Consider the following 24857-nt stretch of genomic DNA (forward strand, 5'->3'; position numbering starts at 1 on the left):
CCCCAGGCCTCAGGGCTGAGGCAACGGCGTTGGGGTTGCGCCCCAAACTCCCGTTTTTGGTTCGTGTTGGCGGCGAAGCCGCCAACACGAACCAAAACATCTCGTGGAGCGGCGCAGCCGCTCCACACCCCACTCCAGGCCTTGAGCCTGGCAAACAGACTTGATCCAACTTGGTATACTGAAAAGATATACATTGAAAGGCCGGACCTATGTCTATTCGTGCGGTAGGTGCCGTGGCCTTGCGTGGCACGTCCACCGGGCACATTGAAGTCTTGCTCATCAAAAAGCGTGGTGGCATGTGGACACTTCCGAAAGGCCGGGTCATGCCAGGTGAAAGCGATGACGACGCGCTTTGCCGTGAATTGTACGAAGAGACTGGGCTGCGTGGTGAGGTTGGTGAACCAGTGTCACAGGCCTTTTATCGCGTTGTCAAAGCTGGTCGGCGTCGGCGCAAAGTCGTTGCCTATTATCTTATTGTACAGCCAACCGGCAATCTTCGCCCTGGCAAACAGGAAGGGATCGAAGCGGTCCGCTGGTTCGAGGTCTCACGCGCCCTCAAACGCATTGGCCGCCCACGGATACGGGCTGTGCTGCAAGCCGCAATGACCCTGCTCAATCCATAAGATCAAGCCATCACCGTTCGAGTTTGTACGGCACGCTGATCACCGTCTTGCCGGCCCGAAACATCAGCGCCGCACGCAACAACAATCCCGTCTGATTATGCAGCAAATGTTCCCACCAGCGTGATGGAATAAACTCAGGCAAAATCACCATGACCTGGTCATCACGATAACGTCCCTCGATCTCCTGCACATATTTGAGCACTGGGGTCACCAGCGAACGATAAGGCGAGTCGAGTACGACGAGCGGCACATCGCAACCCCATTCCTCCCAGCGGGATCTGATCCGCATGCCCTGGTCTGGCTCAAGGTTGACATAAACAGCGGTTACATTGTCTGGGGCAAGCGCCCGCCCCAGTTCTAGTGCCGGCAGCATCCCTTTGTGAACCCCACTGACGAGGACGACCGCCGTCAGGCGGCGAATCGGTTGCGGACGGACAGCCGTGGTCAGCGAGAGTTGTTCGGCCACGCGGGTATAATGACGGGCGATCACCTGAAAGCCCAAAACTAGGATTGGAATCACGATGATCACAATCCATGCCCCGTGGATAAACTTGGTGAGCGCCAGCATCACCAGCACTACACCGCTGAGCAACGCCCCGATCCCACTGATCAATGCCGCTCGCTCGCTGCCGTTGGTCTGCGTACGCAGATTGCGGCGCACCATCCCGAGTTGTGAAAGGGTAAATGAGGTAAAAACACCGAGCGTATAAAGGGGCAGCAGCGCAATGGGATTCGCTTGGAAGAGCACAACGAGCACCGCGGCCGCAATGCCAAGCACCAGAATGCCATTGGAAAAGACCAGGCGCTCACCGCGGTTGGCAAGCTGGCGGGGCAAAAAGCGATCACGCGCCAGGAAGAAGGCCAGCCGTGGAAAATCGGCATACCCTGTATTCGCCGCAAGTACCAGGATCAACGCCGTCGCAACCTGGAGCAGGACGTAGATCGGGCCGATCCCAAAGACGCCCCGGGCCAGTTGCGAAAGCACCGTCTCATTCGTGACACTATTTGGCGTCACCCCGTAGAGGTTCGCCAGATAGGTGATCCCAAGAAACATCGTCACCAACAGCACGATCATCACCGTCAGGGTCGTGGCGGCATTGCGTGCTGCCGGTGGTTTGAAATCCTGGACGTTATCGCTAATCGCTTCGATCCCGGTCAAGGCTGTACAGCCTGCCGCAAACGCCCGCAGAATCAGCCAGGCACTGATCAATTCGGCGTTGACCGGCGGCTCGATGCTGGCCGGTGGCGGAAGATCGGGCGCTCCAACGATGAAATAGCGGATCAAGGCATACGCGATCATGCCTAAAATGCTGAGCACAAAAATATAGGTGGGCAGCGCAAAGAGCAACCCTTTATCGCGAATGCCGCGTAGGTTGAGCAAGGTGATCGTCGCAATGAAAATGAGCGCTAGCCCCACTCCATACTCGCGCAGCCCTGGATACCCGAGGGCTCCGGCAAGCGAGGTGATCGCCGCCACCCCGGCCGAGATGCTCACCGCTACCGTCAGCACATAGTCAACGAGCAGTGCCCCCGCCGCCACAAGCCCTGGCACAACCCCGAGGTTTTCACGGGCCACAATATAGGCCCCACCCCCACCCGGATAGGCGTGGATCGTCTGGCGGTATGAAATGCCAACGATGACCAGTAACGCCGTGATGGCCAGGCTGATCGGGAGGGAAAGCCCGAGGGTAAACGTGCCGGCGATGATCAAGACGGCCAGGATTGCTTCGGTGGCATAGGCGACCGACGAGAGGGCATCTGACGAAAAGACTGCGAGGGCGGTATGTTTCCGCAACTGGTCGCGGTTCTCTGACTCAGTTGGAATCGGCTTGCCTAGTAACAGCCGTTTGAATGACGAAGACATAAGTTCTGCGCTCCAGTGCGTCAAGATCGCACAATCTGCGACCTTGATCGTAGCACCAGACCTGTTGTGATTCAATGATCTAAGGTAGAGGTTTAATTCTTGTGGGGCGCGGCGGCAAAGCCGCCGCGCCCCACAAGTAGGGGCACCCCTTGCGGGTGCCCGTCCTTGCGGGTGCCCGTCCTTGCGGGTGCCCGTCCTTGCGGGTGCCCGTCCTTGCGGGTGCCCGCCAGTTTCGTATGATGCAATCGCACCGCGCCCCGTCCCACAAGGCGTGATCGTTACCCCTGGCGGATCGCTTCTTCGATGATCGGCAGTGAAACCTCAGTGAGCCCACGGGTGCGGGCCATGCTTTCGGCGGCTTGGCGCAGTGACCGGCTCGCGCTGATGCGGGCCAGGAAGGGCACCTGTTCAATGGCTGCGTTGAGCCGCTCGGTGGCCTCTGTGCTCCACGGCATGGTGCGGCTGGCCGCCTCCTTGTCTGCGTTGGTTGGCGGTGGCCCGGGCGGTGGTCCTTGCGGTGGCCCGCCTGGACCGCTCGGCGGCTTGATCGTCTCGACCGGCAAGAAGTTGAAGACCATGTCGTAAAAACGGTTGACGAGTTCTTGCATGATGTTGGCGGCACCAGCATAGCCCATAAAGGGCGTGCCGGTGGTGCGCCGCACGACTGGCCCCGGGAAGGTGGAGGGAATATAGTGGGTTGCCCGCGCATTCGCTTCGGCCAGGTAGATCTTTTCGTTGATGCTGCCAAAGACAAACGCAGGTGCTTTGGTGTGCAGCCGTTTGCGGATCTCGATATTGTCGGGTTCGTCGTCGCGCCGCGGACGTCCCGAACTCCACGCGATTTTCATGCCGAGTTCTTCGCCAAGCAGTTGCCGCAACCCTTCGACATAACTCCGCCCGCCCACAATCGCACAGTCCACCGTCGCAAACCAGTCGCTCTGTGGGCCTCGCCAGAGATCCCAGACAGGCTGGAGAGTGGTACGCTTTTCGCGTTCGATGAAGGCTTCTACTTCGGCGGTTGGCGTGCCGATGAGGGCACCGAGTTCGCGCAGGAAAGCGGTGGTGCCAAAGACGCCAAAGGGCGCAAAAAGGTAGGGTCGCTCGAGTGCCTGCGCCAGCGGTTCGCCAAACTCGCGGTAGAGCACGACGTTCACCGCTGCGTCAGCTAGGTGTGGCGTCGCCGCGATGCTTCCCTCATACGGATAGACCAGATTGATCTCGCCGCCAATGCCGGTGATGAGCCGACGCACTTCGTGCAAGTCGGCGGGCGCATTGAAGCATCCCAGCGATGGGCCAAGAATATTGACGAGCTTGGGCGAACGCGGCGGCGACTCAGGGGCGACAAAAGGCCGCCCATATTCCTCCCAGGCAAAGAGCAACGCCCGATCCCGCCCGGTCCACTCATCCTGCTCGAGCGACTGGCTCCAGAAAAAACGGGCTTCGGGATCGATCTGCGCCACCAGACGCCCGTGATCTGCGCTGATCATCTCGCTCTCGGCGGTCGAGACCACGACCAAGCGTTTCCCTTCGAGACTGCCAATCGTGCGAAGGTCATCAATCGTTCGGATCAGGGCCTTTGCGGTACCATTGATCACATCTTCTTCGCGGATCGAGGTGGGCGTCAGATTATCCATATGGGGCAGCGCATCGGTATAGTCAGTGACGGCCATGCCGAGCAGGTTGTAGCAACCGATGGGGGCATCGCAGACAATATGGATATCAGGAAAACAGCCAAAGACCCAGGAAGCGCCCCAGTAGGACGACGAATCAGAAATATCTCTGATCAACTGAATAGTCATATGCTATGCTTCCTCCTCAGAAGCAGGCGGGGCAAAGAAATCGACCATGCGCTGGTAGAGCGGCTGGCGATTCATTAAATCACGCACAAAGGTGAGCGAGCCCATCACTCCGGCGGCAAGGAAGAGGGGGCGAACACTCAGGATATTGGTATAGTAGACCGACGGAATCGCAAGTTCTTTGGCATGCGCGGCGAGCGTGGTCGTCCCAATGACAAGGTCAAACGTCCAGTGCTCCATCGCCGCCTTATCGTCCTCGATCGCCTTGCGATAGACAATGGCCTCGGTACCACGGGCTTTGAGCCAGGCTTCATCGGCGGCGGTCAGCATGCTCGGGCCAATGCTGGTACTGATGTAGGGCACGTGGGCCCCCCCCTCCACCAGCAGACGGGCATAGAGCATCTCGTTGCCCTCGTACCCTGAGAGCATAATCGTCGCGCCTTTCAGCGGTTGGCTGGCGAGGAAACCCTTGATTACGGCAACCTCTTCCTCGGCCACCCGTTCGACGAGATCTTCATCGAGGTCGAGCGCTGCGCCAACGGCTCGCAGCCAGGCGACACTCCCTTCGGCCCCGACCGGGGCTCCCGAGACGACGCCGACCCCTCGTTCACGCATCAGGCTCACGGTTTCACGGTAGAAAGGATGGACGGCGGCCACGGCAGCAGCGCGTCCAGCTAGTTTCAACTCATCAACGTGACGCCCCGGCAGGGTTGTCATCAAACGCCCGCCCATCTTGCGCAGCACGCCATCGATCAGCAGCGGGTCAGCGGGAAAGACTTCGCCAAGCAAGGCCAATGTCCCCGGCTCGGTCTCGGCACTCGGATCGAGAAACCGGCGCATCACCGCCGCCAGCGCAATATCCTTGGCCTCGGGATGGGAATGGATCGCATAGGCTGGCACCCGCACGAGCACGACCGGCTTGCCATCAATCTCGGTCGGCAGCAACTCCTCGGCGAGCCCCGCAGTCTCGGCGACACAGAGCGAAAGCACCGGAATAACCGAGACATTCTGCTCTTTGGCGGCCTCCGTGATCGCGGCAAGCGCAGCCTCCTGCACCAGGCCACCCGAAAGCTCGGCGGTACCGAGGGCGGGGGCAATAATGCTCTTGCGCGACGCATAAAAATGGGTCACAAAGGTCAACCCATAGAGACATCCGGTATCGGTAATCATCGCTGGTTGCGCACCCTCGATCCGCGAGAGCACCCGCAAAGCACCAAACGCAGGGCACATCGTCTGCGGATGAAGTTTGCACGTCCCTTCTTTGAATGGCTCCTGCGGTTTCTCATCACCGGCAGGAGTCAACGGTATTATTTCAGCCATGAAGCAGTAACCTTTGTTTCGTTCACGAACAGACTGTTCCTCGCCATTATAACGTCACTTGCTTGCTTTATGTGCAGCTTTTTTCACAAAGCTTCCGGGAAGCTGTATCACCGCTGCTTGCCGGGGCATGCAACGCCGTGCTATACTAGCGTCAAGCATTGTTGCAAGGGAGAAATGGTTGTGAGCTCAGCACCGTCAGCGCTCCTTGAAGCTGCGCAGGCGCTCATTACTGATCAAATTGCCCATTTGCGAACCTTACATCAGTCGGCCCACCAGCGTTTGACCCAGCTTGAGGCTGAGTTGCGTGCGGCCGAGCGCCAGCTTGATGAACTGGTGATGCAGGGGCGTTTTCTTGTTGAACGCGGTCAACCAGTCCCGCCCGGCTTCACCCAGCGCGAGCAGCAGGTGCGCAAAGACTATGAAGCGCTCAGTAGTGAACATGCTACCCTGCGCCATACCCTCCGTCAACTTGATCAGCTGATCCGCCAAATCGAGATGAGCAGTGCGACGCTGAGTGGGAGTAGTGAGGGTGAACCGGCAGATCCATGGGCGCAGGCGCTACGGGCGCAGGTGATCATGGGGCGCGAAGAGGAACGTCAGCGTTTGGCCCGTGAAGTCCACGATGGCCCGGCGCAGGTGCTTGCCAATGGGTTGATGGGCGTCGAACGTTGCCAGACGCTCTTGGCGAGCCAGCGGTTCGCTGAACTCGGGGTTGTCCTTGATCAACTGGGCGAGAATGCGCGTGAAGGGCTGCGTGAGGTACGCAGCTTTATTGCCGAGTTACGCCCGGCCAAACTTGATGAACACGGTTTGCGTGGGGCCTTGCTCGAATATATCCGCCGTTACCACGAGATCGTCAATGCGTCGGTGAAGGTTGACATCGATCCTCTGCCCCGCCTCCCTGCTGAAATCGAAATTGTGCTCTATCGCCTCGTCCAAGAAGCCCTCCAAAATGCCAGGAAACACGCGCCGGGTGCCCCGATTGCGGTGCATTTGCATCTGCATCAGGGCAACCTGCTGTTGAGTATTCGTGACGAAGGCCCGGGCTTTGACCCCCGTGAAGTGATCCGCCGTGCCGGTCGTGAAAGTTGGGGCCTGACCAGCATGCGTGAACGCGCTGAGTTGATCGGTGCCCATTTTGTCGTCACGACGCGCCCTGGGCATGGTACTGAGGTGACGGTCAGTTTGCCAATGGTGAAATAGCTATGTTAAATCCGATTCGTGTGCTGATTATTGATGACCATCCCCTCTTTCGCCAGGGCATTCGCTGGAGTCTCTCGGACGCCGCGGATATCGAGGTCGTTGGTGAGGCTGAAAATGGGCAAGAAGCCTTGAAGTTGACAGAGTTGTTGCATCCTGATGTGGTGCTGGTTGATATTAATTTGCCCGGGCTCAATGGCCTCGAAGTTGCCCGCGTGATCAAACGCCGTGCGCCACGCATGGGCATTATCGTGCTGAGTGTCTATGAAGACGATGACCAACTCTTCCAGGCGATTAAGGTGGGCGCTTCAGCCTATTCGTCCAAAGATGTGCATCCCGAAAAGCTGCGCCTCTATATCCGTGAAGTCGCCCTCGGTAAATATTTGATCAATGATGTGGTGCTCGCCAGGCCCGTTGTCGCTAGTAGGGTGTTGCATCAGTTCCGTGAACTCGCTAGCAGCGAAGATGAACAGACAAGTGCGCTCTTTGCCCCGCTGACGAGTCGTGAAATCGAGATTCTTGATTGTATCGCTCGCGGTCTTTCTAATAAAGAGATTGCCAGTGAATTGAATATCAGCAGTCAGACGGTCAAGAATCATATTACGTCCATTCTTTCGAAGCTTCAGGTCAATGACCGTACGATGGCCGTGATCTATGCGATCAAGCGGGGCTGGATCAAAATGGGCTATAATGCAGAAGATGAACCCGCTCCCGCTGAATAAGATGAGCATAATGCAAGATCTGGACAAATACGCTGATGTGATTGTTCGTGTTGGTCTCAACCTTCAGGCTGGGCAGCGCCTGATTATTCGTGGCGATCTCCAGACGGTGGCGCTGGTACGCGCCGTCGCTCGTAGTGCCTATCAGTCCGGGGCGCGACTCGTTGATGTAATCTGGGGCGATGAGCAGTTGATGCTGGTGCGCGCCCAGGAAGCCCCGCGCAATTCCTTTGACGAAGTACCGACCTGGCTGCCCCAGGCGATGCTGGGCTATCTCGAAGCCGGGGATGCTTTGCTCTCCATCCATGCCGCGACCCCGACGCTGCTCGCCGGCCAGGATCCCGAAGTGATCAGCACGATGATGCGGGCCAATGCACGCGCCTCGAAACCAGTCAGTGAACTCGTCCAACGCAATGCGTCGGCCTGGACGGTGATTGCGTTTCCGACGCCCGGTTGGGCGGCGCAGGTCTGCCCCGATCTTCCCCCTGATCAGCAGATGGAGCAGCTTTGGCAGGCGATTGCTACCGCGTGTCGCCTTGATGCACCTGACCCCGTTGTGGCCTGGCAGCGCCATGTGCAGGAACTTGATGCGCGCAGTGCCTATATGAATGAGCGTCGCTATCAGGCGCTTGTCTACCGTGGCCCTGGAACCGACCTGACGGTCGGGTTGGCCGATGGGCATCTCTGGGCCGGCGGTGGCTCGGTCAGTGAACGTGGCCAGGCTTTTGTGCCGAATTTGCCGACCGACGAGATCTTTTCGTTGCCCCACGCCCAGCGCGTCGAAGGTGTGTTGCGTTCCTCGCGGCCTCTCAATTATGGCGGCAATCTGATTGACGATTTCACGCTGCGTTTCGCCCAAGGCCGCGTGACTGATCTCAGTGCATCCGTTGGCGAAGAGACCCTGCGTCGTCTGGTGGCAACTGATGAAGGTTCCGCCCGCCTGGGTGAAGTCGCTCTGGTGCCTGTCAGTTCGCCGGTTGCCCGTACGGGTCTGCTCTTTGCCAATACCCTCTTTGATGAAAATGCCGCCAGCCACCTCGCTTTTGGCAATGGCTATCGCTTCTGTATCGAGGGCGGTTCCGACCTCACTGATGAAGCCTTTGCTGCTGCCGGGGGCAACCTCAGCATTGTCCACGTCGACTTCATGCTTGGCTCAGCCGAGCTTGACATTGATGGCCTCAATGCCGATGGCAGTACCGAGCCGGTGATGCGTGCGGGTGAGTGGGCGTTTGCCGTCTAGGTGTTGTAGCTTTGCGCACGAAAAAGCCAGCATCGCTGGCTTTTTCGTGCGCAAAGCTATGGTGCCTGCGGGCTGAAGGCCCCAAAATCCTGGTGTCTGTGATACAATACCTAGAGCAACGCATACGTTCACGATATGGTGGAGAAGAGCCTATGGACGCCTTGATGGGTAACGCCCCTGTGCAGCACGTGCTGCAGACCACTGTTGAGCGTCTGGGAAACGTCCAGGGCTTCAGGCGCCACAGTTATGTGTATACACCAGGCCAACCCGCTCACGCGCTCTACTTTGTGCAGAGCGGGCAGGTGAGCCTGCAGTTATTGTCCAATGAAGGCCGGGTCTTGACGCTTAAAGTGGTTGAGCCAGGTCAGTTTTTTGGGCATAGTGCGCTCGAAGGTAGCGGCGCGTATGATACGTATGCGCAGGCGCTCTTGCCTGTACGTGTCGTTGCGGTGCAGTCCACCACGCTCCGCGAAGCTGTGGCAACAACTCCCGGTCTGGCGAGTGCGTTGATTGATATGCTCGGGCAACATCGGCTGGCGGTTAGCCGCCGAATTGATGAAGTGGCCTTCAAATCGGTGCCCGCTCGGCTCGCGTCAGTCTTGCTTGAGATGTCAGGCGACCAACCTGAATCCAACCAGCCACGCCAGCGCGTGCCACGCCGTACCCATCAGCAACTCGCCGAGATGATCAACGCCTATCGCGAAACCGTCACCAAAGTGATTAACCAGTTTCGCGATGCCCACCTGCTCGATATTGATCGTTCGGGGATTACCCTGCTCAATCTTTCACGCCTCCGCGAGCTCTCGCAAAGTTAACCGACGTTCCCCATAGATCGCAGCAGGCCAGCAAAGCTGGCCTGCTGCGATCTATGCACCACCTCTACTTGCGTAGCAAATAGATTCCCACTGCTACCAGTGACGCCGGAAACACAATCCAGGTGAAGCCGGGCCAGATAATCTGTAAAATGATAAAGATCCCTAGCCCCAGCAACACGTAGCCGAGCATCCGGTTGCCCTGGGTCGCTGGCTGACTCTCATGGTGTGGCCTGCCGCCGCCGACGTTGTTGATCGGCACTTCTTGTTCAGGCCCACCGGTCTCCCCCGTCATCGCATCAACACGCAGCCGCTGCGTCTTGCCTGTGGCTACAAAGACCTGGCTCACTCCCGCGCCCTCGGCTGGCTCTTGTGGCATAATCAGCCAGAGCAAAGGGTAGAGCAGGATCGCCGGCCCACTAAGCGCCAGCAAGACAAAAATCAAGCGGACAATGGCTGGATCTATGGTGAGATAACGGGCGATCCCGGCGGCTACGCCAGCGATCATCCGATCATTGCGACTGCGCATCAAGCGGGTTGTCGTATTCATTGTTGTTCCTTCCGTCACTACCTTCCGTTCACTTGTCAATGAGACGGTGCGCAGCGGGGAATAGTTGCAACAAGTGGCGCTTCGCGCCTTTGCGCCAACCTTTACGGCTGAGGCAGACCAAGTTTGCGGCGACGGGCGGCGATCTGTTTCATATGCTGACGCCGCACAACCAGCTTGCCCCAGAGTTGGATCAATTGCACGCCGGTACGCCAGAGCCGCGGAAAGTTGAAGAACTGGCTCTGCCCATAGGTGCGGTGATAGTGATGCACCGGTACCTCGGCAAAGCGGTACCCGGCATCCTGTAACTTTTTGACCAACTCTAGACAAATGGTGCCACTGTCCGACTCAAGTTCGACTACATCAAAGACGTCACGCCGGATCAGCCGGAAGTCACAGTCAACATCGCGTAACTTGAAGCCAAAGAGCACCTTGACCGTATGATGGTAGACGCGCCCGATGATCTTGCGGTGCAAGGGGTCAGAACGATCGATTTTCCAGCCATTGACAATATCAACCCCGTCATGCATGGCGGCAAGCAGTAGGCGTAGCTCACGGGGGTCATACTGGGCATCACCGTCGGTGTAAAAGATCAAATCCTTGGTGGCACTGGCAAAGCCGACCCGCAAGGCCCCGCCATAGCCGAGCGGTTGACGATGGGTAAAGACCCGCAGACGGGGGTAGTGGGCAGCGAGTGACTCGAGTACCTGTACGGTATAATCGGTGCTGCCATTCTCGACCACAATTACTTCGTAATCGTCAGTCAGATCCTCTAACGTTTCGATGGCACTGATCACCATGCTACCAATGGTGCCTGCATCGTTGAAAGCCGGAAAGAAAGCCGTAATGCTGGGCCGCTCGGTCATGCTGCTATCCTTAAAACTCGCGGGCTTTTGCCACGCGGCGATTATAGCATAGGTACTCGCTACGATATGTTATCATGAAGTCTCAGAAGGTGGGTAGGTGCGTTCTTGGCGCGCGTGTCTATGGTAGTGCTGACTTCAGTCGGCTAAGCCGGACGCCGACTGAAGTCGGCACTACCGGATTAAGTTCTTGAAGACCATTAGCCGGCTAAAGCCGACACGCCTCGATAGATATAGATGAGGAGGAATGAATGTGGGTGTCTGGACGTATCTGATCATTGGTGTGATCCTCTTTGAGGTCTGGTATCTGGTGGCGTTTCTGTATGCGTATCGCCAGATAGGCGAGCGTCTGTTGTTATTGCCAGCGCTGCAGGCCTTGCTGATGCTGCTTGCCTTTGCGTACCTGGCCGTAGCTTCGGTTGTTGGCTTTGATATCAATATGGGTGTCTTCATTGCGTTACTCGTCACCGCGATGCTGATCTCGCTCTTCTGGCGACGCAATCCCAATGGCCTCACCCGGTTTATCAAGAGCTATCCGCGTGGCACGCTTGATGTGCTCGGTTTTCGCCAGCCGTCGCTTGATCTCAAGCGCCGTGTTCGCACCAAATAAAACGTCGCTTTCCTGCGATGATATCTCATCTACAAGGGCTTGTCAGCGCATCAGGATACGGTACCATAGACCTATCAGTCGGTACGCTGAAACCAGCACGGTTTTCAGGCATGGTATGAGGAGATAACGCAATGAGTTGTACGCAACACGAGAACCATCCGCATGTGCATAGCGAGCATTGCGGCCATGTACGGGTACGCCACGAGGGGCATGTTGATTATCTGCACGATGGGCATCTGCATCATACCCACGCGGGCCATTACGATGAGCATGTGATTGCGGTGAGTGCAACCAATCCCGATGGCTGCGCCCCCATTGCGTGCGCATGTGGTCATGTCGGCTGTGGGCATCCGCTCGTGCCCCACGGCGACCATTTCGACTATCTCGTCGACGGGCGCCTGCACCACGTTCACGGCGACCATTGCGATGATCACGGCCCCCTTGAGGTCGTTGCCTAACCTACATTCGGTGGGAGGGCGCAGCTCTCCCACCACTCCCTTGCTTGAAGCGCCGTGTACATGAGAACTGGAATAAATATGGCAATATGAGAACTTGTAGATACATAAGGTAATCTTTATGACAACAATTTATCTGGAGACAAGTGATGATGCGACTCAGGTGCGTTCCCTGGTTGATGCAGCTATCAAGCGCGAAATTGCTCACCTTGAACTAGCTCTTACCCTGGCTAAACAGCGCTTGATTCCATTTGAGGAGAAGCATGGGGTTTCATCCGAACGCTTTATGAGTTCTATGACAGCCGAAGATCTTTCCGGTGGTGATGATGAGTATATTCAGTGGGCCGGTGAATATGCTTTAGTACAAGATTTGCATATGAAAATCAACCAATTGCGAGGTGTCACGTACCGTGATTCAGGCATATTATGATCAGATAACAACCATACTTGAACCATATGCCGCGACTCGCCTTGTGTTGCATGCTCAGATCAATATGGAAACCCGCCCTGGTGGACAGGGCTATCTCTCTGGCTCAATCACCTTCCAGGATGGCTCAGTGTTGTTTTTGCGCGAGTACTTAAGTGTTTCTGGGTCGAATGTACAGCGCGTGATGTATAGCTATCATTATCAGGACGAAGCCCAGCAATTGCGATTTCGCTATGACAATGCGTTGCACCGACCTCATCTCGGAACACGCGAGCACAAACATACTCCTGAAGGCATTATTGAGGGAGTGTCACCAAGCTTAGCAGAGGTGTTGCACGAGATTGTGGCCGCTATAGATCCAGTATGATGAATTTAACGTTTTTTAATATTGTTTTCAGCGTTATTTCTGTTGCAACCCTTGCAAGGCGTTGCTGGCGGTGAGCCAGCCGCGGCCGGGGAAGATGCGGGCGATCTGCGGGGCGAAGAGCGGTGAGTTGCCGAGCACGTTCCACGGGGGGCCGTCGGCAATCAGGCCGCCTTGTCCGAGAATCAGCACGCGGTCGGCAATTTCGGCGACAAATTCGACATCGTGTGAGACGACGATGATCGCGCTGCCTTCCCGACTCCATTGGCGCAAGAGGCCGCCGAGCATGGCTTTGGCTTCGTAGTCGAGCCCCCGCGTTGGTTCGTCAAGCAGCAACCCTCCCGGTCGCGTGATGCTGATCGCTCCCAGGGCGACCCGCTGCCGTTCGCCGATGCTCAGGTCGCGTGGGTAGCGCTCGCGCCGTTCGCTTAGCCCCAGTTGCGCAAGCAGTTCGTCAATGAGCGCTTCGTTCACCGGCAGGCGGTGGTTGCGCAGGGTGGTGCGCAGTTCGTCGGCGACGGTGTCGGCGAAGAGCATGCTGTCTGGTTCCTGGGGCAGGCAGGCAAGCTCGCGGCTGATCGCGGCAACATCGCGCCCGGCAATGGAACGCCCTGCAATGCGGATCTCGCCTCGCCGTGGCCGCAAGAGGCCGATCATGCATTTGAGCAGGGTGCTTTTGCCGATGCCGTTGCGCCCCATGAGCAGGGTGATTTCGCCCGCCGCAATGGTCAGATCCAGGTTGCGCAAGACCGGTGTGTTGCCGTAGCCTGCTTCGAGGCCACGTATTTCTAGGTAGGGACGCGGTGGTCTGGTGGGGCCTGTTGCACTGGCCCGCCCCGCCTCCCCGGTCTTCCCCACAGCTATTGCATCCTGTTGGGCCAACCCTTGCCTCGTGGCAAAGGGACGTGCCTCTTTGACGCTCAGGGGCAGCGGCTGCCACCCGGCGGCACGCGCTACGGTGACCAGCGGCGGGCAGAGCGGACTGGTCGCCAGAATTTCACGCGGGGGGCCGCTGACTACGCGCCCGGCCCGATCAAGCGCTACAACGAGATCGACGATCGGCAAGACCCGCTCGGAGCGATGCTCGGCGAGCACGATCGTCAGCCCCAGGTCGTGATTGAGCCGCACCAGCGCTTGCAAGACGTCGTCCGCCGATTGCGGGTCAAGTTGGCTCGTTGGCTCATCGAGCACCAGCACCTCTGGTTGCAAGGCGAGTGTTGCGGCAATTGCCACGCGCTGACGTTCGCCCCCCGAGAGCGTCGTCAGCAACCGGTCGCGTAGCGGCGCGAGATCGAGCAGGTCAAGCACCTCTTCGACCCTGATGCGCAGTTGCTCGCGTGGCACGGCCGCATGTTCTAGCGCAAAGGCGATCTCGTCTTCGACCCGCTCCAGCACAAATTGCGCCTCGGGGCTTTGAAAGACCATGCCGACATGGCGACTCATTACCCGTGGCCCGAGGGCAATGGGATCATAAGCGGCGATCCGCACGCTGCCCGCAACCTCGCCGCCACTGAAGTGAGGCACGAGCCCGTTCAGACAGCGGAGCAGCGTTGATTTGCCGCTGCCCGATGGGCCAATCACCAGCGTAAAGCTCCCGGCAGGCAGCGTCAGGCTCACTTGGTCGAGACAGACCTGCGGCTGGTCAGGGTAGCGATAGGATAGCTGCGCAAACTCAATCATGGTAGATAACGGTCGCCCAGGCGTACCGCCACAGGCATCAGCAGGCCCATCAGGGCGAGGGCGAGCAGTGGCTCGAAGATTGGCAATTGCAACATCGGATAGGGCGTGTAGGCGAGACTCGCCCGCCCCGGCCATGGTGCCAGCACGGCGATCAGGGTCAGGCCGGCCCCAAGCAACACTATCATATCACGGATGCCCCGGCGATAGAGGCGATAGCGCGTGCGCGGGGCTTGCTGGCCCGACTCACGCAGCGCCCAGAGGATCAGGCCAGTGCCGATGAGCATGGTCAGACTTGCCGCCACGACTTGCCCCCAGGCGAACTGCAAAAGCAGCCCGGCAAAGAGGGCGGCCAGCCCGCCGACGAGCATCATTCTGACCTGATTGGAGGGCGGATCGGCGGCGAAGCCGCGCGCCGCCATCGCTTCGGCGAGCTGCAAGGCTCGTTCGAGTCCCCCAATCAGCAAGGGCAGCAGCAGTGGCAGCCCGTCGCGCCAAACCCGCACCTGATGCCCCCGGAGTTGCTGGGCTTCACGGACTTGCCCGGCGAGCCGGATCGTCAGCGGGACATAGGTGACGGCGACGCTCATCACGACGGCCAGCGGATAAAAGGCGCGGGGCACGAGGCTGATCAGGGCGCTGATTGGCATCGCGGTGCCAAACGCGCCAAATCCGGCCACCAGCGCACTGAGCACCAACCCGTTGATCATGCCAAAAACGACGGCTTCGAGCGTGATCGGGCCACCGATCAGCCACCACGACGCCGGCAGCGCCACCAGCACCGTATCGCCATAGCGGATCGTTGCGGCATTGAAGAGCGCGCCAAACGAAACCGCGATCACCGCAAAGAAGATCGGATCAAGCGGCGTCGCGCGCCCCGTCGGGCGTTCGGTTTCGGCCACGAGGGTGAGCCCGAAGAGCAGGAGCAGCAAATAGAGCGGATTCCGCGTAAGCGACACCGTCAACAGCGTCGTACCCAGCCAGATCGTCCAGGTGACCGGATGCACCAGCAGCAGCGAGCGCGGCGTCACAGTCCCTCGCTCAGCGGTGCTTGCCGCAACACAAACGCAAAGCGGCGCTGGAACCGGCGCAAGACGCGCAGAATTGGCCCACCAAACGCGGCAATAAGCAGACCATTGCCGAGACTCCCTGCGATATCCCAGAGCAGCGACGTCGCAAGGTAGAAGGTCAGATAGCGGCGCACCGTCTCGATCAAGCCGATGCCTGCCTGCCAATATTGTTCCACCGGGCCGCTCGCAAAAGGCCAAAACCAGAGGTTCATGATCGCCCCATACCCAAACCCCCAGATCGCCCCAAAGACGGCGAGCACCAGCACCTCGCGGTAGCGCCCGACGCCTCCGAGCAACTGGATTGGCCCCCGACAAAGCGGTGCCGTCAGACCGACCCAACCTGCCGTCAGCATCTGAAAGGGCAGCCACGGACCAACGCCGCCGGTAATCAGCGCCGAAACGAGCAGCGTCATTGTGCCCATCAAAAAGCCAAACGAGCCACCAAAGAGATAGCCGGTGAGGATGATCAGGACGAAGATCGGTGAAAAGCCGCCGGGCAACGGTAACGCAACATCAATAAAGCGCAGGATCGCATTCATCGCCACGAGCACCCCGAGCAACGCCACAAGCAACGCATGCTCGGCAGCGCGCTGCGCCTCCAACAACAGCGCCAGAAAGCTCAGGCCCACCAGGGTCGTCAGGATCACTGGGGCTGTCCCAGCGTGCGCCACCCCGCCTCCACTCGTCGCCATCGTCGGCAACCAGAACGGATAGAGAAAGGCAATGATCCCGATCACCGTCGTGAATCCGATGATCATCCCGCTCATCAACCGGTCACGCATATCACGTCCCCTGCTCACGGCGTGAACGTGCCGCAACGAGGGCCCCGGCAAGGGCGACACTCATCACCAGAAACCAGGTCAGGCCCTGGCGCTGATTGGTTGGCGCTGGTGTCGGTGTGGGCACCGCCGTTGGCGACGGCTCAGGCGTGGCGGTCGGGGTTGCCGTTGCCACCGGGATGATCGTCGGTTCCTGGAACGTGACGGTCGGTCGCACCACTGTCGGTTCAGCCCCTGCCTGTTGCACCATCGGCAGCCAGACCGGAGCGGGCGAAGGAGTTATCAGGGCGATCAGGGCCATCGTCTGATCGGGCGTCTCTTCGGGCGTCGTTTCGTAGGCAGGATCGGGCTGCGTCGAGATCACTGCTGCCTCGCTCACTGGCGTTGGGGGTGCAATGGAGGGAACTTCAGGGAGACCAGACGCGGGCGTTGCCGTGCTTGCGACAGTTGGCGTTGGTGGCGCTAGCGTCGCTGTTGGCGGCACCGCCGTTGCCGTGGCTTGCGTAGTGGCCGTGGCAGGCAGCGCCGTTGCGGTCACGGTTGTTGGCGAGGGTTGCGGCGTACTGGTTGCCACGGGCATGATCACCGGCGCATCGGTGGGCGGCGGTGGCGCAGCAGGCGCATCGGTTGGCTGAGGCGTGGCCGTCGCGGCGCTGGTCGCGGTTGGCGTTGCAGTCGCCGTGGGTGTCGCAGTCGCCGTGGGTGTCGCGGTCGCCGTGGGCGTTGCGGTCGCCGGTGGCACACAGATCTCCTCGAAAGGCACGGCAGGCGGTTCTACGCCAAGGCCAATGCCGCCTGGCCCCCACGACCAGCCGTCAACATCGCCATCCTGCAGGATGCGTGAACTCGAGCCCCCCTGTGAAAAGACCCAGCGATTGTTATTCCATTGATAGTAGGCCCAGTAACGACACTGCTGGCCTGGGGCAAGCGTACACTGACAGAAACAGCCCTCGGCGGGATAATTGCAGCCTACCTGTTCGATCTTGCAGACGGCCGATCCCTGACCGGGATCAAAGGCCACAATGGTGGTCAGCCCTGACTGGCGCAAAGCCTGTTCCCCCGTCATCTGCCCCGCCGCGCCAAGGTCAACGCATGCGGTGCGTACGCTGCCATCGCCAAACTGCACGACGAGCCCCGCCTGCGCCGGGTTCTGCGCAACCGGGGCCGCCAGACTCGCCGGAATGGCAGGCACAAGCCCGCTCAACAAGGCAAGACAGCTTAACATAAAAATAGAGGCAGTGAGTTTGAACAGGTAGCGCATCGTTTTTTCTGGCCTTCCACACGCGGAATGTTACGTTACCGTCTTTCGCGTTTCCGCCCCCCTCCTAACCTCCCCCCGCTTGGGGGAGGCGTCCGGCTCCCTCCCCCAGCAGGGGAGGGCTGGGGAAGGGGCGGACGGGCGTGAATGGTAACCCGTCACCGCAACACAAGCGGAAGATACGTTCGGAACGGCTCAACCGTTGTCACTGTCGTCAGGGTTGTGCTTACGGCATTGCCTGCCTGCACGCCATCGCTGTCGTTCACAATCGTGCGTAGTTCGTAGGTTCGCGGCATGGTTACGGGCAGGGTCGCGGTAAAGACGCCAGGTGCCCGCGTCAGCGTCGCTGTGAGCCATTCACTTGCCCCGGCGGCACGCCATTCGAGTTCAGCAGTAGCGTCACCATTGAGATCACCGCCAAAGGGGAGGCTGACGGCAATGCTGTTGCCCCAGCGCCCCGTGGTTGGTCGCACGACCAGGCGATCGGGATTGGGGCCGCGCAGAACCGGGACATACTGCGTTAGATCGGTTCCCGCCGGCAGCGGATAGCTGCGGGCGAGCAGCGCGGGCACCGCCTGCCAGGTCGCAAAGGCGTTCGCCGTCCCAGGCGTAAAGAACGAACCCTCTTCCCAGGTGTAGGTCAGCGGGCCATCGGGCTTCTGATAGAGACCGAGCGCGTCGAAGGGGCTGCGTCCAGCTTTGCGCCAGTTGCTGCGCAGATCTTCGCCCGCAGCGATCAGGCCCTGAATAGCGTAGGCCGTCGAGTTGGGATTACTCCAGCCACCAAGCGCATCCTGCTGGGTACGCAGGAAGGCGACCGCCGCGGCAATCGCCGGATCGTCTGGTGCGACCCCGGCGGCAATGAGCGCCTGCATCACCAGGCCCGTCGTATCAACACTGCCCCACGAGCCATCTTCGGCATTCTGGCGCTGGCGCAGGAAATCAAGCGCCTCGTCGGGAATCGCTTCACCTGCGGCACGCAGGCCCAGGATCGCAAAGGCCTGACTGAGCGGAGTCGCCGCCCCGCTGCTAAAGCCACGCACAGCGGTGGTACTATAGGCGCCAGTCGGTTGGAGGGTTGCCTGAAGATCGGTGACAAGATTGAGCGTTCCCCCAGGACTAGCGGCAAAGGCGGTTGGATCTTCGCCCGCCGCAACGATGCCAAGGAGCGCCTTGCCCGTCGCTGCCGGGAAGAGATTGGTGCTGACATCGCCAGCGGTCGTGATCACACGGGTATAGGTCAAGACCTGATTGCGCAAGAAGGCGAGCGCCGACGCCCCACCGGGCTGGTTCACACTGTCGGGTGCAAAGCCTGCCGCGCTAACGGCCAAGATGACATCGAGCGTCGCCCCGACGTCGGGCGTTGTGCCAAACGCAGCCCATCCGCCACTGCTCGTCTGCGTTGTTTGCAGCCAGGCGAGCGCACGTTCGGCCCGCTGGCGGCTCCCAAAGATCGGCAGTGGCGCCTCGGCCAGCCCAGGGATCGCATTGGCGGTGCCAAGGGCATTGCCAAAACCGCCATCAGCCTGTTGCAGGGCCAGCAGCGCCGTCTGCGGATTGCCGTTGACGGCTTGCCAACTCAAGGTCACCGGGAAGAACCCGGCAGCGGCGGCGGCCTGGATCACGGCAGCCGTCGAGTCGGCATTCGGCGACCCATCGAAGCCCCAGCTCCCATCATCGATCTGGCTCGCGGCGAGAAAGCCGAGCGCATCCTGGATCACCGGCGCGGTCGGGGCAACGCCATTGGCAAGCAGCGCCTGAACAATCAACGCGGTCGTATCAACATCGCCCCCAAACCCAAAGCCCCAGCTGCCATCGGTATCTTGCAGATCAAGAAGATAGGTCAGCGCTTGCTCTGAAGGCAAAGCTTGCTGTGCTGCCGCCAGACCAAGCAGCGCATAGGCCTGATTCAGTGGGCCGGCGGCACCACTGGAAAAACCGAGCGATGCGGTACTGCTATACGCGCCCGTCGCAGGCTGGTAGGTTGCCGTCAGCGCGGCAACCAGATCGAGCGGCTGCGCGGTAGGATCCGTCCCGTAGGCCATCGGATTCGCGTCACCGGCCACCGCCGCGATAATCAGCATACCGAGACGACCGGGCAGCGGACGCCCCTGGAGATCGTGCGTATAGCTATAGGCGCGGGTGGTCAAATAATCGTGGACACTCTTGCCCTCGTCGCTGAGCAGATAGTCACCAGGCAGGCGGGCTGCGCCAAGGGCAAAGGCCACCCGGACACTCGTGAAATCATCGCTCTGGCCGGGGGTAAAGCCAACAAAACCGCCATCGTTGCGCTGGACACCATTCAGATACACAAGCGCACGGGTGATCGGGGCCGTATCAAGAATGGGATAACTCGTCCGGGGTGTCGCAAAAGCCGCCGGTGCGGCCACCGGGGCAACGGCAGGAACGCGGGCCGCTGCGATGCCAACAAAACCAAGCAACGTACATACTGCCAGACCACAGGCCAGCACGAACAAACGAACCTGATGCATTGCTTCCACTCCTCAAGGTACAAACAAACAGCGACCGCACGACAAAAATGTCGGGCGGTCGCTGTAGATCTACCGGCAGGGCCACGATCGCGGGACCAGGTGGCTGCACTACGGGTCAGTCATAATCGTCCGCCTTCCTCAAAGCACGCGAAGGAAAGGTCAGCAAAGATAGCGGCGCTCGACCTGACTCTGCATCCTTTGAGGGAGGCATTACAGTTGCGCGACAGTGCCGGACTCACACCGGCTTCGGCTTTCACCCTGATCATAAAACCAGAGGAACCGCTATCTGACTGGAATATACAATTGGAAAATGTCCCGCGTCGCACCTCTTTTGTGAAGCATATGCAACGCCGTGCTACTATAGCACCGGATTACCTCTGCGTCAACTTACACTACTCACCATCTAGGCCCAATACCTTGCAAATAAGCTCACGCGAAGGTACGCGAAAAACCTTCGCGCCTTTGCGCCTTGGCGTCAAAAAAACAATCCTATCCTCATGGTAGAAGCGGCCCAAGGGCTATATCTGGTAGAATGATTCCTGGAGTGCTTGCCTGGGGCGGTGTGTGTGCCCTTGTCAAGCGAAACTGGAGTTGTGGGGGGCCCCCCATGTGCAGTGTCGAAGCATCTATATTGGGAGTTTGAGTATGAAGTTACGTTCTGATGGTGTGTTTCGTTTGTTACGGTTATGGCTTTTTGTTGCTTTATTGATGGGGATGGTCGGGATGGCCTTTGGGGTTGCCTCGACTACCGCTGAGGAAGGCTCGCTTGCTTCAGGTGGTTTGACCGCCTACCTCCCCTTTGCGGCGCTCCCGCAACCGCCCGAACCGCCTCCACCCCCGCCTCCACCCCCGCCACCGCCTTTCCCTGCGCGCCAGGTGACGATTCGCCCCGTACCGTTGTCCCAGGTGCAACGCGGCTCAACGCTGTCGGTTGAGTATCGCTTTCGTAACCAGAGCACTACTGATATGATTGCAAGCGACACCCTGCAACTGGTCTATCAGTCGCGCTTGCTTTCCTTTACGTCGGTAAGCCCAGCACCTGGGGATCGTTACCTTGCCCATGATGGCAGCACCGTGACCGTCGAAGTGCGGAATATCGCGCCCGGTGAAGAACGTCGTGGGCGGATCAATTTCTTTGTGCGCCGTGATGCGCCGCTGCAGTCGCGGATTGCCCTTTTTGCGGTCTTCCGCTGTACGCCAGACCAGACCTGTAACTCGAACCTGGCTGAAGTGGAAGTCCTTGTCAATGACGATGAGAGCACAACGGGCGGCATCTTTACCATGGGTGTTTCGCCGGATCGTGGCCCGGTTGGGACGGCCCATGTCTTCCAGGGGTCACGCTTCCTGCCCGGCGAAGAGTTCCGCACCTGGCTCAATATGCCAGGTGGCGGGGTCATGCCTCTCTCGATCACCGGGAATGCTGATGCCCAGGGCAATATCCGCTTCACCTTCGGCTCGGGTGGGCTGACCCAGGCGGGCTTCTATAGCATGGTGGCCCACGGGATGAGCAGTTCGGTGCAGAATGTGGCCCCCTTCATTGTGCAGATCAATGGTCAGCCCGCGACGATGCCCGGGATGGCAGGCGGGGCTGAGTTGACGCTGCCCGTGAGTGCCTTTGAAATTCCTGCAACCCCTGTTCTCGCCGGAACGGGCGGTCTCGCCGGTACCGTGCGTGATGCAACGGGAACCGGGTTGGCCGGGATTGTCGTTGAAGTACTGGATAGCCAGGGTGACATCATCACCGTCACGCGCACTATTACTGATGGCGTCTATACCATTGCAACTGGCTTAGAGACGGGAACCTATACTGTCAAAGCGTTGCCCGGCGCAACGGGCGATCCGGCGTTGGCGCTGCTTGGCACGATCAGCAGCGATCCGGTGCAGGTCACCGAGCCGAATCTGACGCCCGAAGTCAATCTGCTCGTGCCGGCAGTGGGTGCTTTGCGTGGAACCGTGACTGCCGATGGTACGCCCGTGGGTGCTGTGCGGGTGACTGCGGTTGATGCTGACGAGAACCCGGTTGCCGGGACACTCACCGATGATACCGGTACCTATACCTTGAGCAATGTCCCGGCAGGGACGTACACGTTGCGCTTCGATCAGCGCGCCATCCGCAAGAGTGGGGCGTTTGGCTCAACAACGCTGGCCGATGTCGCGGTGACGGCGGGTGAGATCAGCCAGGTTCCGCCTATCGCTCTGCCGGCTTCGACCCAAACCGGTGCCATCCGTGGTACGGTCAAGGCTGCCGATAGCCAGGCCGGGCTCGGTGGGGTCATTGTTGTCCTGGCCCGCCTTGGGGCCAATGAGGCTGAGTTCCCGTTTGTCACCGTGACTCAGACCGATCCCGATGGCACCTATGTCAGCAAGCCGCTGCTCCCTGGTGCTTATCGTGTGCAGTTTGTGACCAGTTTTGCCTCGGTGACTACCACCCTCGGTTACGGTGGCGCACTCTATGCCAGCAACCCGGTGACCGTTACCGAGGGCCTGCTGGTCTCGAATGTTGATGCCGAACTGGTTGCCGGTGGCAGCATCGCGGGAACCGTCAGCGGCGATGGCGCTGATGGGCTTGCTGGTGTCTTGGTTGTAGCCACGGATGGCAACAACATCATCCGTGCGCTGGCGCGTACCAATGCAACCGGCGGTTACCGCATTGGCGGGCTCGAGGCGGGCGAGTATACCGTGCGCTTCCTGGCGAGTCGTGCGCCTGCGGCTAGTGTGCGGGCGTTCTTCAACAGCGCTCTCGATCCGGTTCTGCTTGGCGCAGGCGAAAATCTGAGCAACCGCGATATCACGTTGAATCGCGGCCATCAGATCATTGGCACGGTGACTGCCGCTGATACCGGCGCACCGCTGAGCCAGGTCATCGTGATCTTCGAGGACGACTTCACTGGAAGCGTCATCGGGGCGAGCCTCACCGATGCAACGGGTGCATATAGCTCACCGGCCATTGATAGTGGGTCATACCGTGTCCGCTATACGACCCGGCTCTCACCGAATGCAACGACGCGTCTCTATCAGAGTGTTGATGGGGACTCCTTCCTTGTACCGCGCTCATTGGGCACAACCAGGCGTGACATCGCCCTTGAGCCTGGTGGCGCGATCAGTGGCCGGGTTAGTGCCATAGCTTCGGGCGAAGGCCTGGCCGGCGTTGCGGTGGTGGCACGCGTCAACGGCAACGCCGTCGGCAGTGTGGTCACGGACAACTTCGGCCAGTACGACCTGGCTGGTCTGCCGGCTGGGGAAGTGACGCTGGATGTCTACACCGAAGCAACGCCGTTGCTCACGGTGCGCCGTTACACGAGTGTCGTCGCCAGCGCAACCGTGACGGTGGTGGTTGGCACCACGGTCGAACAGGATCTGCAACTGGATCTTGTCCCCTAGCTTTTGGAGGGGAGCGCGCACGCAAAAACGGCCAGCTTTGCTGGCCGTTTTTGCGTGCATCCGTGTAGATCCCTAGCCGGGTGCCCCTATCATCGACTCAGAGCGTCGTGCCAGGGCCGCATTTCGCGCCAGGAGTGTACCGCCAATGGCAAAGAGGAAGCTGAGCAGATAGACGAACCATCCCAGGAACGGCACCATGCCAAGCAAAACAATGACGGCAACACCCAGCATCAGCGTCGCGAGGCGGCTCGCATAGCGCCCGGTCGCCTGGAAGATGGCCTGCCCGAGCCAGAGACCCGTAACGAGTGGGCTGAGTGTCCAGATAAGCACGATGGCACCGGTTAAGAAGAACCCAAACATGATCGCAGGCAGAGGCCCCCAGAAGAGCAGCAAGATGACACCGATCAGGGTTGAGAGCAAGGGCAAGACGACGAGCAAGAGTGCGGCCACGAGGCCATAGAGCAGGGCTTTGCCAGGGCTCATCATAATGGCTCCCGCAGGTGTTGCCAGGGTCTGGGGCGCAAAACGCAACAGCAACCATGCGGCACCGGTAAAGCCAAGCAGCACTAACAGCAAGCGCAGTGTCTGGCTGAAGAGATTTGACCCACCTCCAGTCGTCGCACTCGTTGCCTCTGGTTCAAAGCGGATCGTGGCGGCAACCTGATCAGGGAGGCTGATCTCCTCAGGCGCGGTATACGTCAACTGACCAGCTACGCGTGCGGTGTCGGCGACGTCCAACGCGCCCACGCTCAACTGCGCATTGCCCTCTACCGTGCCTGCGAGCACGGCGCTACCGGCTGCCACCAGAACATCATCGCCGACAGTGCCCTCAAGTTGCACCCCACCGGCAGCCACGATCACGCCGCCCCCAACCCGAGCATCGGATGCCACGACAAAGCCCTGCTGCACCGTTCGTCCACCGATAGGTGGGACAAAACCTGCGGGGCCATCGCCTCCACCTGCTGCAGCGAGCACGTGGTCACCGACCTCACCATGAATGATCACCCCGGCGGCACCGGCGCGCAGATCGTCACCGACAACGCCATTGATGCGCACCTCGCCCGCGAGCGCGAGCAGATCGCCTTCAATCCTCCCATTTACCTCAACAAGACCAGCGAAGGCGACAAGATCGCCTTCAACCGTTCCATCAATATAGACCTCACCTGCGGTAACGATCAAATCAGAGGTCACGACCTGACCAGCCTCTAAGCGATAGACCTCGGTATTCGCCAGTTCAGCCGCGAGCGCTGGGCGACTGATCAGCAAGGCCAGCCCACCGACGCAGAGCACGAGCAACCAGAACCTTGCCGTTGTCCGCATAGAAACTCCTTAGAACCCTTGCTTTACTCATCGAAAAAGC

The 24857-nt window shown here is 59.7% G+C and carries 21 protein-coding genes and 1 riboswitch; of the genes, 10 read left to right on the forward strand and 11 right to left on the reverse strand.

Annotation, left to right across the window (positions count from 1 at the left end; translation table 11 throughout):
• Positions 1–209: 209 nt before the first annotated feature.
• On the forward strand, positions 210–623 hold the full coding sequence (locus A9Q02_RS13360) for an NUDIX hydrolase (RefSeq protein ID WP_097653586.1): 414 nt from the start codon (positions 210–212) through the stop codon (positions 621–623).
• Positions 624–633: 10 nt separating this feature from the next.
• On the opposite strand, the gene A9Q02_RS13365 is transcribed toward A9Q02_RS13360, so the two are convergent.
• From A9Q02_RS13365 to bchY, 3 genes are all read right to left on the reverse strand, one after another.
• The gene (locus A9Q02_RS13365; RefSeq protein ID WP_097653587.1) at positions 634–2487 is read right to left on the reverse strand and encodes an APC family permease; all 1854 of its coding nucleotides are present in this window, start codon (positions 2485–2487) and stop codon (positions 634–636) included.
• A 278-nt stretch (positions 2488–2765) separates the two neighbouring features.
• Entirely contained in the window at positions 2766–4286 is a 1521-nt protein-coding gene (locus tag A9Q02_RS13370; protein WP_097653588.1) for a nitrogenase component 1, read from the reverse strand.
• 3 nt (positions 4287–4289) lie between these two features.
• Entirely contained in the window at positions 4290–5603 is a 1314-nt protein-coding gene (gene bchY / locus A9Q02_RS13375; RefSeq protein WP_097653589.1) for a chlorophyllide a reductase subunit Y, read from the reverse strand.
• 174 nt (positions 5604–5777) lie between these two features.
• On the opposite strand from bchY, the gene A9Q02_RS13380 reads away from it, so the two are divergent.
• The 4 genes from A9Q02_RS13380 to A9Q02_RS13395 all read left to right on the forward strand — a co-directional run bounded on the left by A9Q02_RS13380 (position 5778) and on the right by A9Q02_RS13395 (position 9577).
• Positions 5778–6806, forward strand: coding sequence for a sensor histidine kinase (locus A9Q02_RS13380; RefSeq protein ID WP_172450960.1), 1029 nt, complete (start codon positions 5778–5780; stop codon positions 6804–6806).
• A 2-nt stretch (positions 6807–6808) separates the two neighbouring features.
• On the forward strand, positions 6809–7525 hold the full coding sequence (locus A9Q02_RS13385) for a response regulator (protein WP_097653590.1): 717 nt from the start codon (positions 6809–6811) through the stop codon (positions 7523–7525).
• Between the two features lie 10 nt (positions 7526–7535).
• Positions 7536–8762, forward strand: coding sequence for an aminopeptidase (locus A9Q02_RS13390; RefSeq protein ID WP_216361515.1), 1227 nt, complete (start codon positions 7536–7538; stop codon positions 8760–8762).
• 152 nt (positions 8763–8914) lie between these two features.
• Entirely contained in the window at positions 8915–9577 is a 663-nt protein-coding gene (locus tag A9Q02_RS13395; protein WP_097653592.1) for a Crp/Fnr family transcriptional regulator, read from the forward strand.
• A 64-nt stretch (positions 9578–9641) separates the two neighbouring features.
• Here A9Q02_RS13395 and A9Q02_RS13400 read toward each other — a convergent pair whose 3' ends face one another.
• On the reverse strand, positions 9642–10124 hold the full coding sequence (locus tag A9Q02_RS13400; RefSeq protein ID WP_097653593.1) for a PspC domain-containing protein: 483 nt from the start codon (positions 10122–10124) through the stop codon (positions 9642–9644).
• A 101-nt stretch (positions 10125–10225) separates the two neighbouring features.
• Positions 10226–10987, reverse strand: coding sequence for a glycosyltransferase family 2 protein (locus tag A9Q02_RS13405; RefSeq protein WP_097653594.1), 762 nt, complete (start codon positions 10985–10987; stop codon positions 10226–10228).
• A 250-nt stretch (positions 10988–11237) separates the two neighbouring features.
• Here A9Q02_RS13405 and A9Q02_RS13410 point away from each other — a divergent pair, with 250 nt between their 5' ends.
• The 4 genes from A9Q02_RS13410 (at position 11238) to A9Q02_RS13425 (ending at position 12843) form a co-directional block, all read left to right on the forward strand.
• The gene (locus A9Q02_RS13410; protein WP_141508896.1) at positions 11238–11594 is read left to right on the forward strand and encodes a hypothetical protein; all 357 of its coding nucleotides are present in this window, start codon (positions 11238–11240) and stop codon (positions 11592–11594) included.
• A 131-nt stretch (positions 11595–11725) separates the two neighbouring features.
• A complete protein-coding gene (locus A9Q02_RS13415; RefSeq protein ID WP_097653596.1) occupies positions 11726–12052 on the forward strand; it encodes a hypothetical protein in 327 nt (108 codons plus the stop codon).
• A gap of 118 nt (positions 12053–12170) precedes the next feature.
• The gene (locus tag A9Q02_RS13420; protein ID WP_097653597.1) at positions 12171–12479 is read left to right on the forward strand and encodes a hypothetical protein; all 309 of its coding nucleotides are present in this window, start codon (positions 12171–12173) and stop codon (positions 12477–12479) included.
• Positions 12460–12843, forward strand: a complete 384-nt coding sequence (locus A9Q02_RS13425) for a toxin-antitoxin system TumE family protein (RefSeq protein ID WP_097653598.1) — start codon at positions 12460–12462, stop codon at positions 12841–12843. The genes A9Q02_RS13420 and A9Q02_RS13425 overlap by 20 nt, the downstream gene beginning before the upstream one ends.
• Positions 12844–12876: 33 nt before the next feature.
• Here the strand turns inward: A9Q02_RS13425 and A9Q02_RS13430 are convergent, their stop codons facing one another.
• From A9Q02_RS13430 to A9Q02_RS13450, 5 genes are all read right to left on the reverse strand, one after another.
• Positions 12877–14520, reverse strand: a complete 1644-nt coding sequence (locus A9Q02_RS13430; protein WP_097653599.1) for an ABC transporter ATP-binding protein — start codon at positions 14518–14520, stop codon at positions 12877–12879.
• Entirely contained in the window at positions 14517–15548 is a 1032-nt protein-coding gene (locus A9Q02_RS13435) for an energy-coupling factor transporter transmembrane component T (protein WP_097653600.1), read from the reverse strand. The genes A9Q02_RS13430 and A9Q02_RS13435 overlap by 4 nt, the downstream gene beginning before the upstream one ends.
• Positions 15545–16369, reverse strand: a complete 825-nt coding sequence (locus A9Q02_RS13440) for an ECF transporter S component (protein ID WP_097653601.1) — start codon at positions 16367–16369, stop codon at positions 15545–15547. The genes A9Q02_RS13435 and A9Q02_RS13440 overlap by 4 nt, the downstream gene beginning before the upstream one ends.
• 1 nt (position 16370) lies before the next feature.
• Positions 16371–17627, reverse strand: a complete 1257-nt coding sequence (locus A9Q02_RS24275) for a ribonuclease E domain-containing protein (protein ID WP_097653602.1) — start codon at positions 17625–17627, stop codon at positions 16371–16373.
• Between the two features lie 155 nt (positions 17628–17782).
• Positions 17783–20116 carry a prenyltransferase/squalene oxidase repeat-containing protein gene (locus A9Q02_RS13450; protein ID WP_097653603.1) on the reverse strand — a complete coding sequence of 778 codons (2334 nt, stop codon included), beginning with the start codon at positions 20114–20116 and terminating at the stop codon, positions 17783–17785.
• Between the two features lie 156 nt (positions 20117–20272).
• Positions 20273–20415: riboswitch (cobalamin riboswitch) on the reverse strand.
• 346 nt (positions 20416–20761) lie between these two features.
• Here A9Q02_RS13450 and A9Q02_RS13455 point away from each other — a divergent pair.
• Positions 20762–23497: an MSCRAMM family protein gene (locus A9Q02_RS13455; protein ID WP_097653604.1), complete on the forward strand. Its 2736-nt coding sequence runs from the start codon at positions 20762–20764 to the stop codon at positions 23495–23497.
• Positions 23498–23569: 72 nt separating this feature from the next.
• Here the strand turns inward: A9Q02_RS13455 and A9Q02_RS13460 are convergent, their stop codons facing one another.
• Positions 23570–24817: a bactofilin family protein gene (locus tag A9Q02_RS13460; protein WP_097653605.1), complete on the reverse strand. Its 1248-nt coding sequence runs from the start codon at positions 24815–24817 to the stop codon at positions 23570–23572.
• Positions 24818–24857 lie beyond the last annotated feature (40 nt).

The organism is Candidatus Chloroploca asiatica, from assembly GCF_002532075.1.
Taxonomy (GTDB): Bacteria; Chloroflexota; Chloroflexia; order Chloroflexales; family Chloroflexaceae; genus Chloroploca; species Chloroploca asiatica.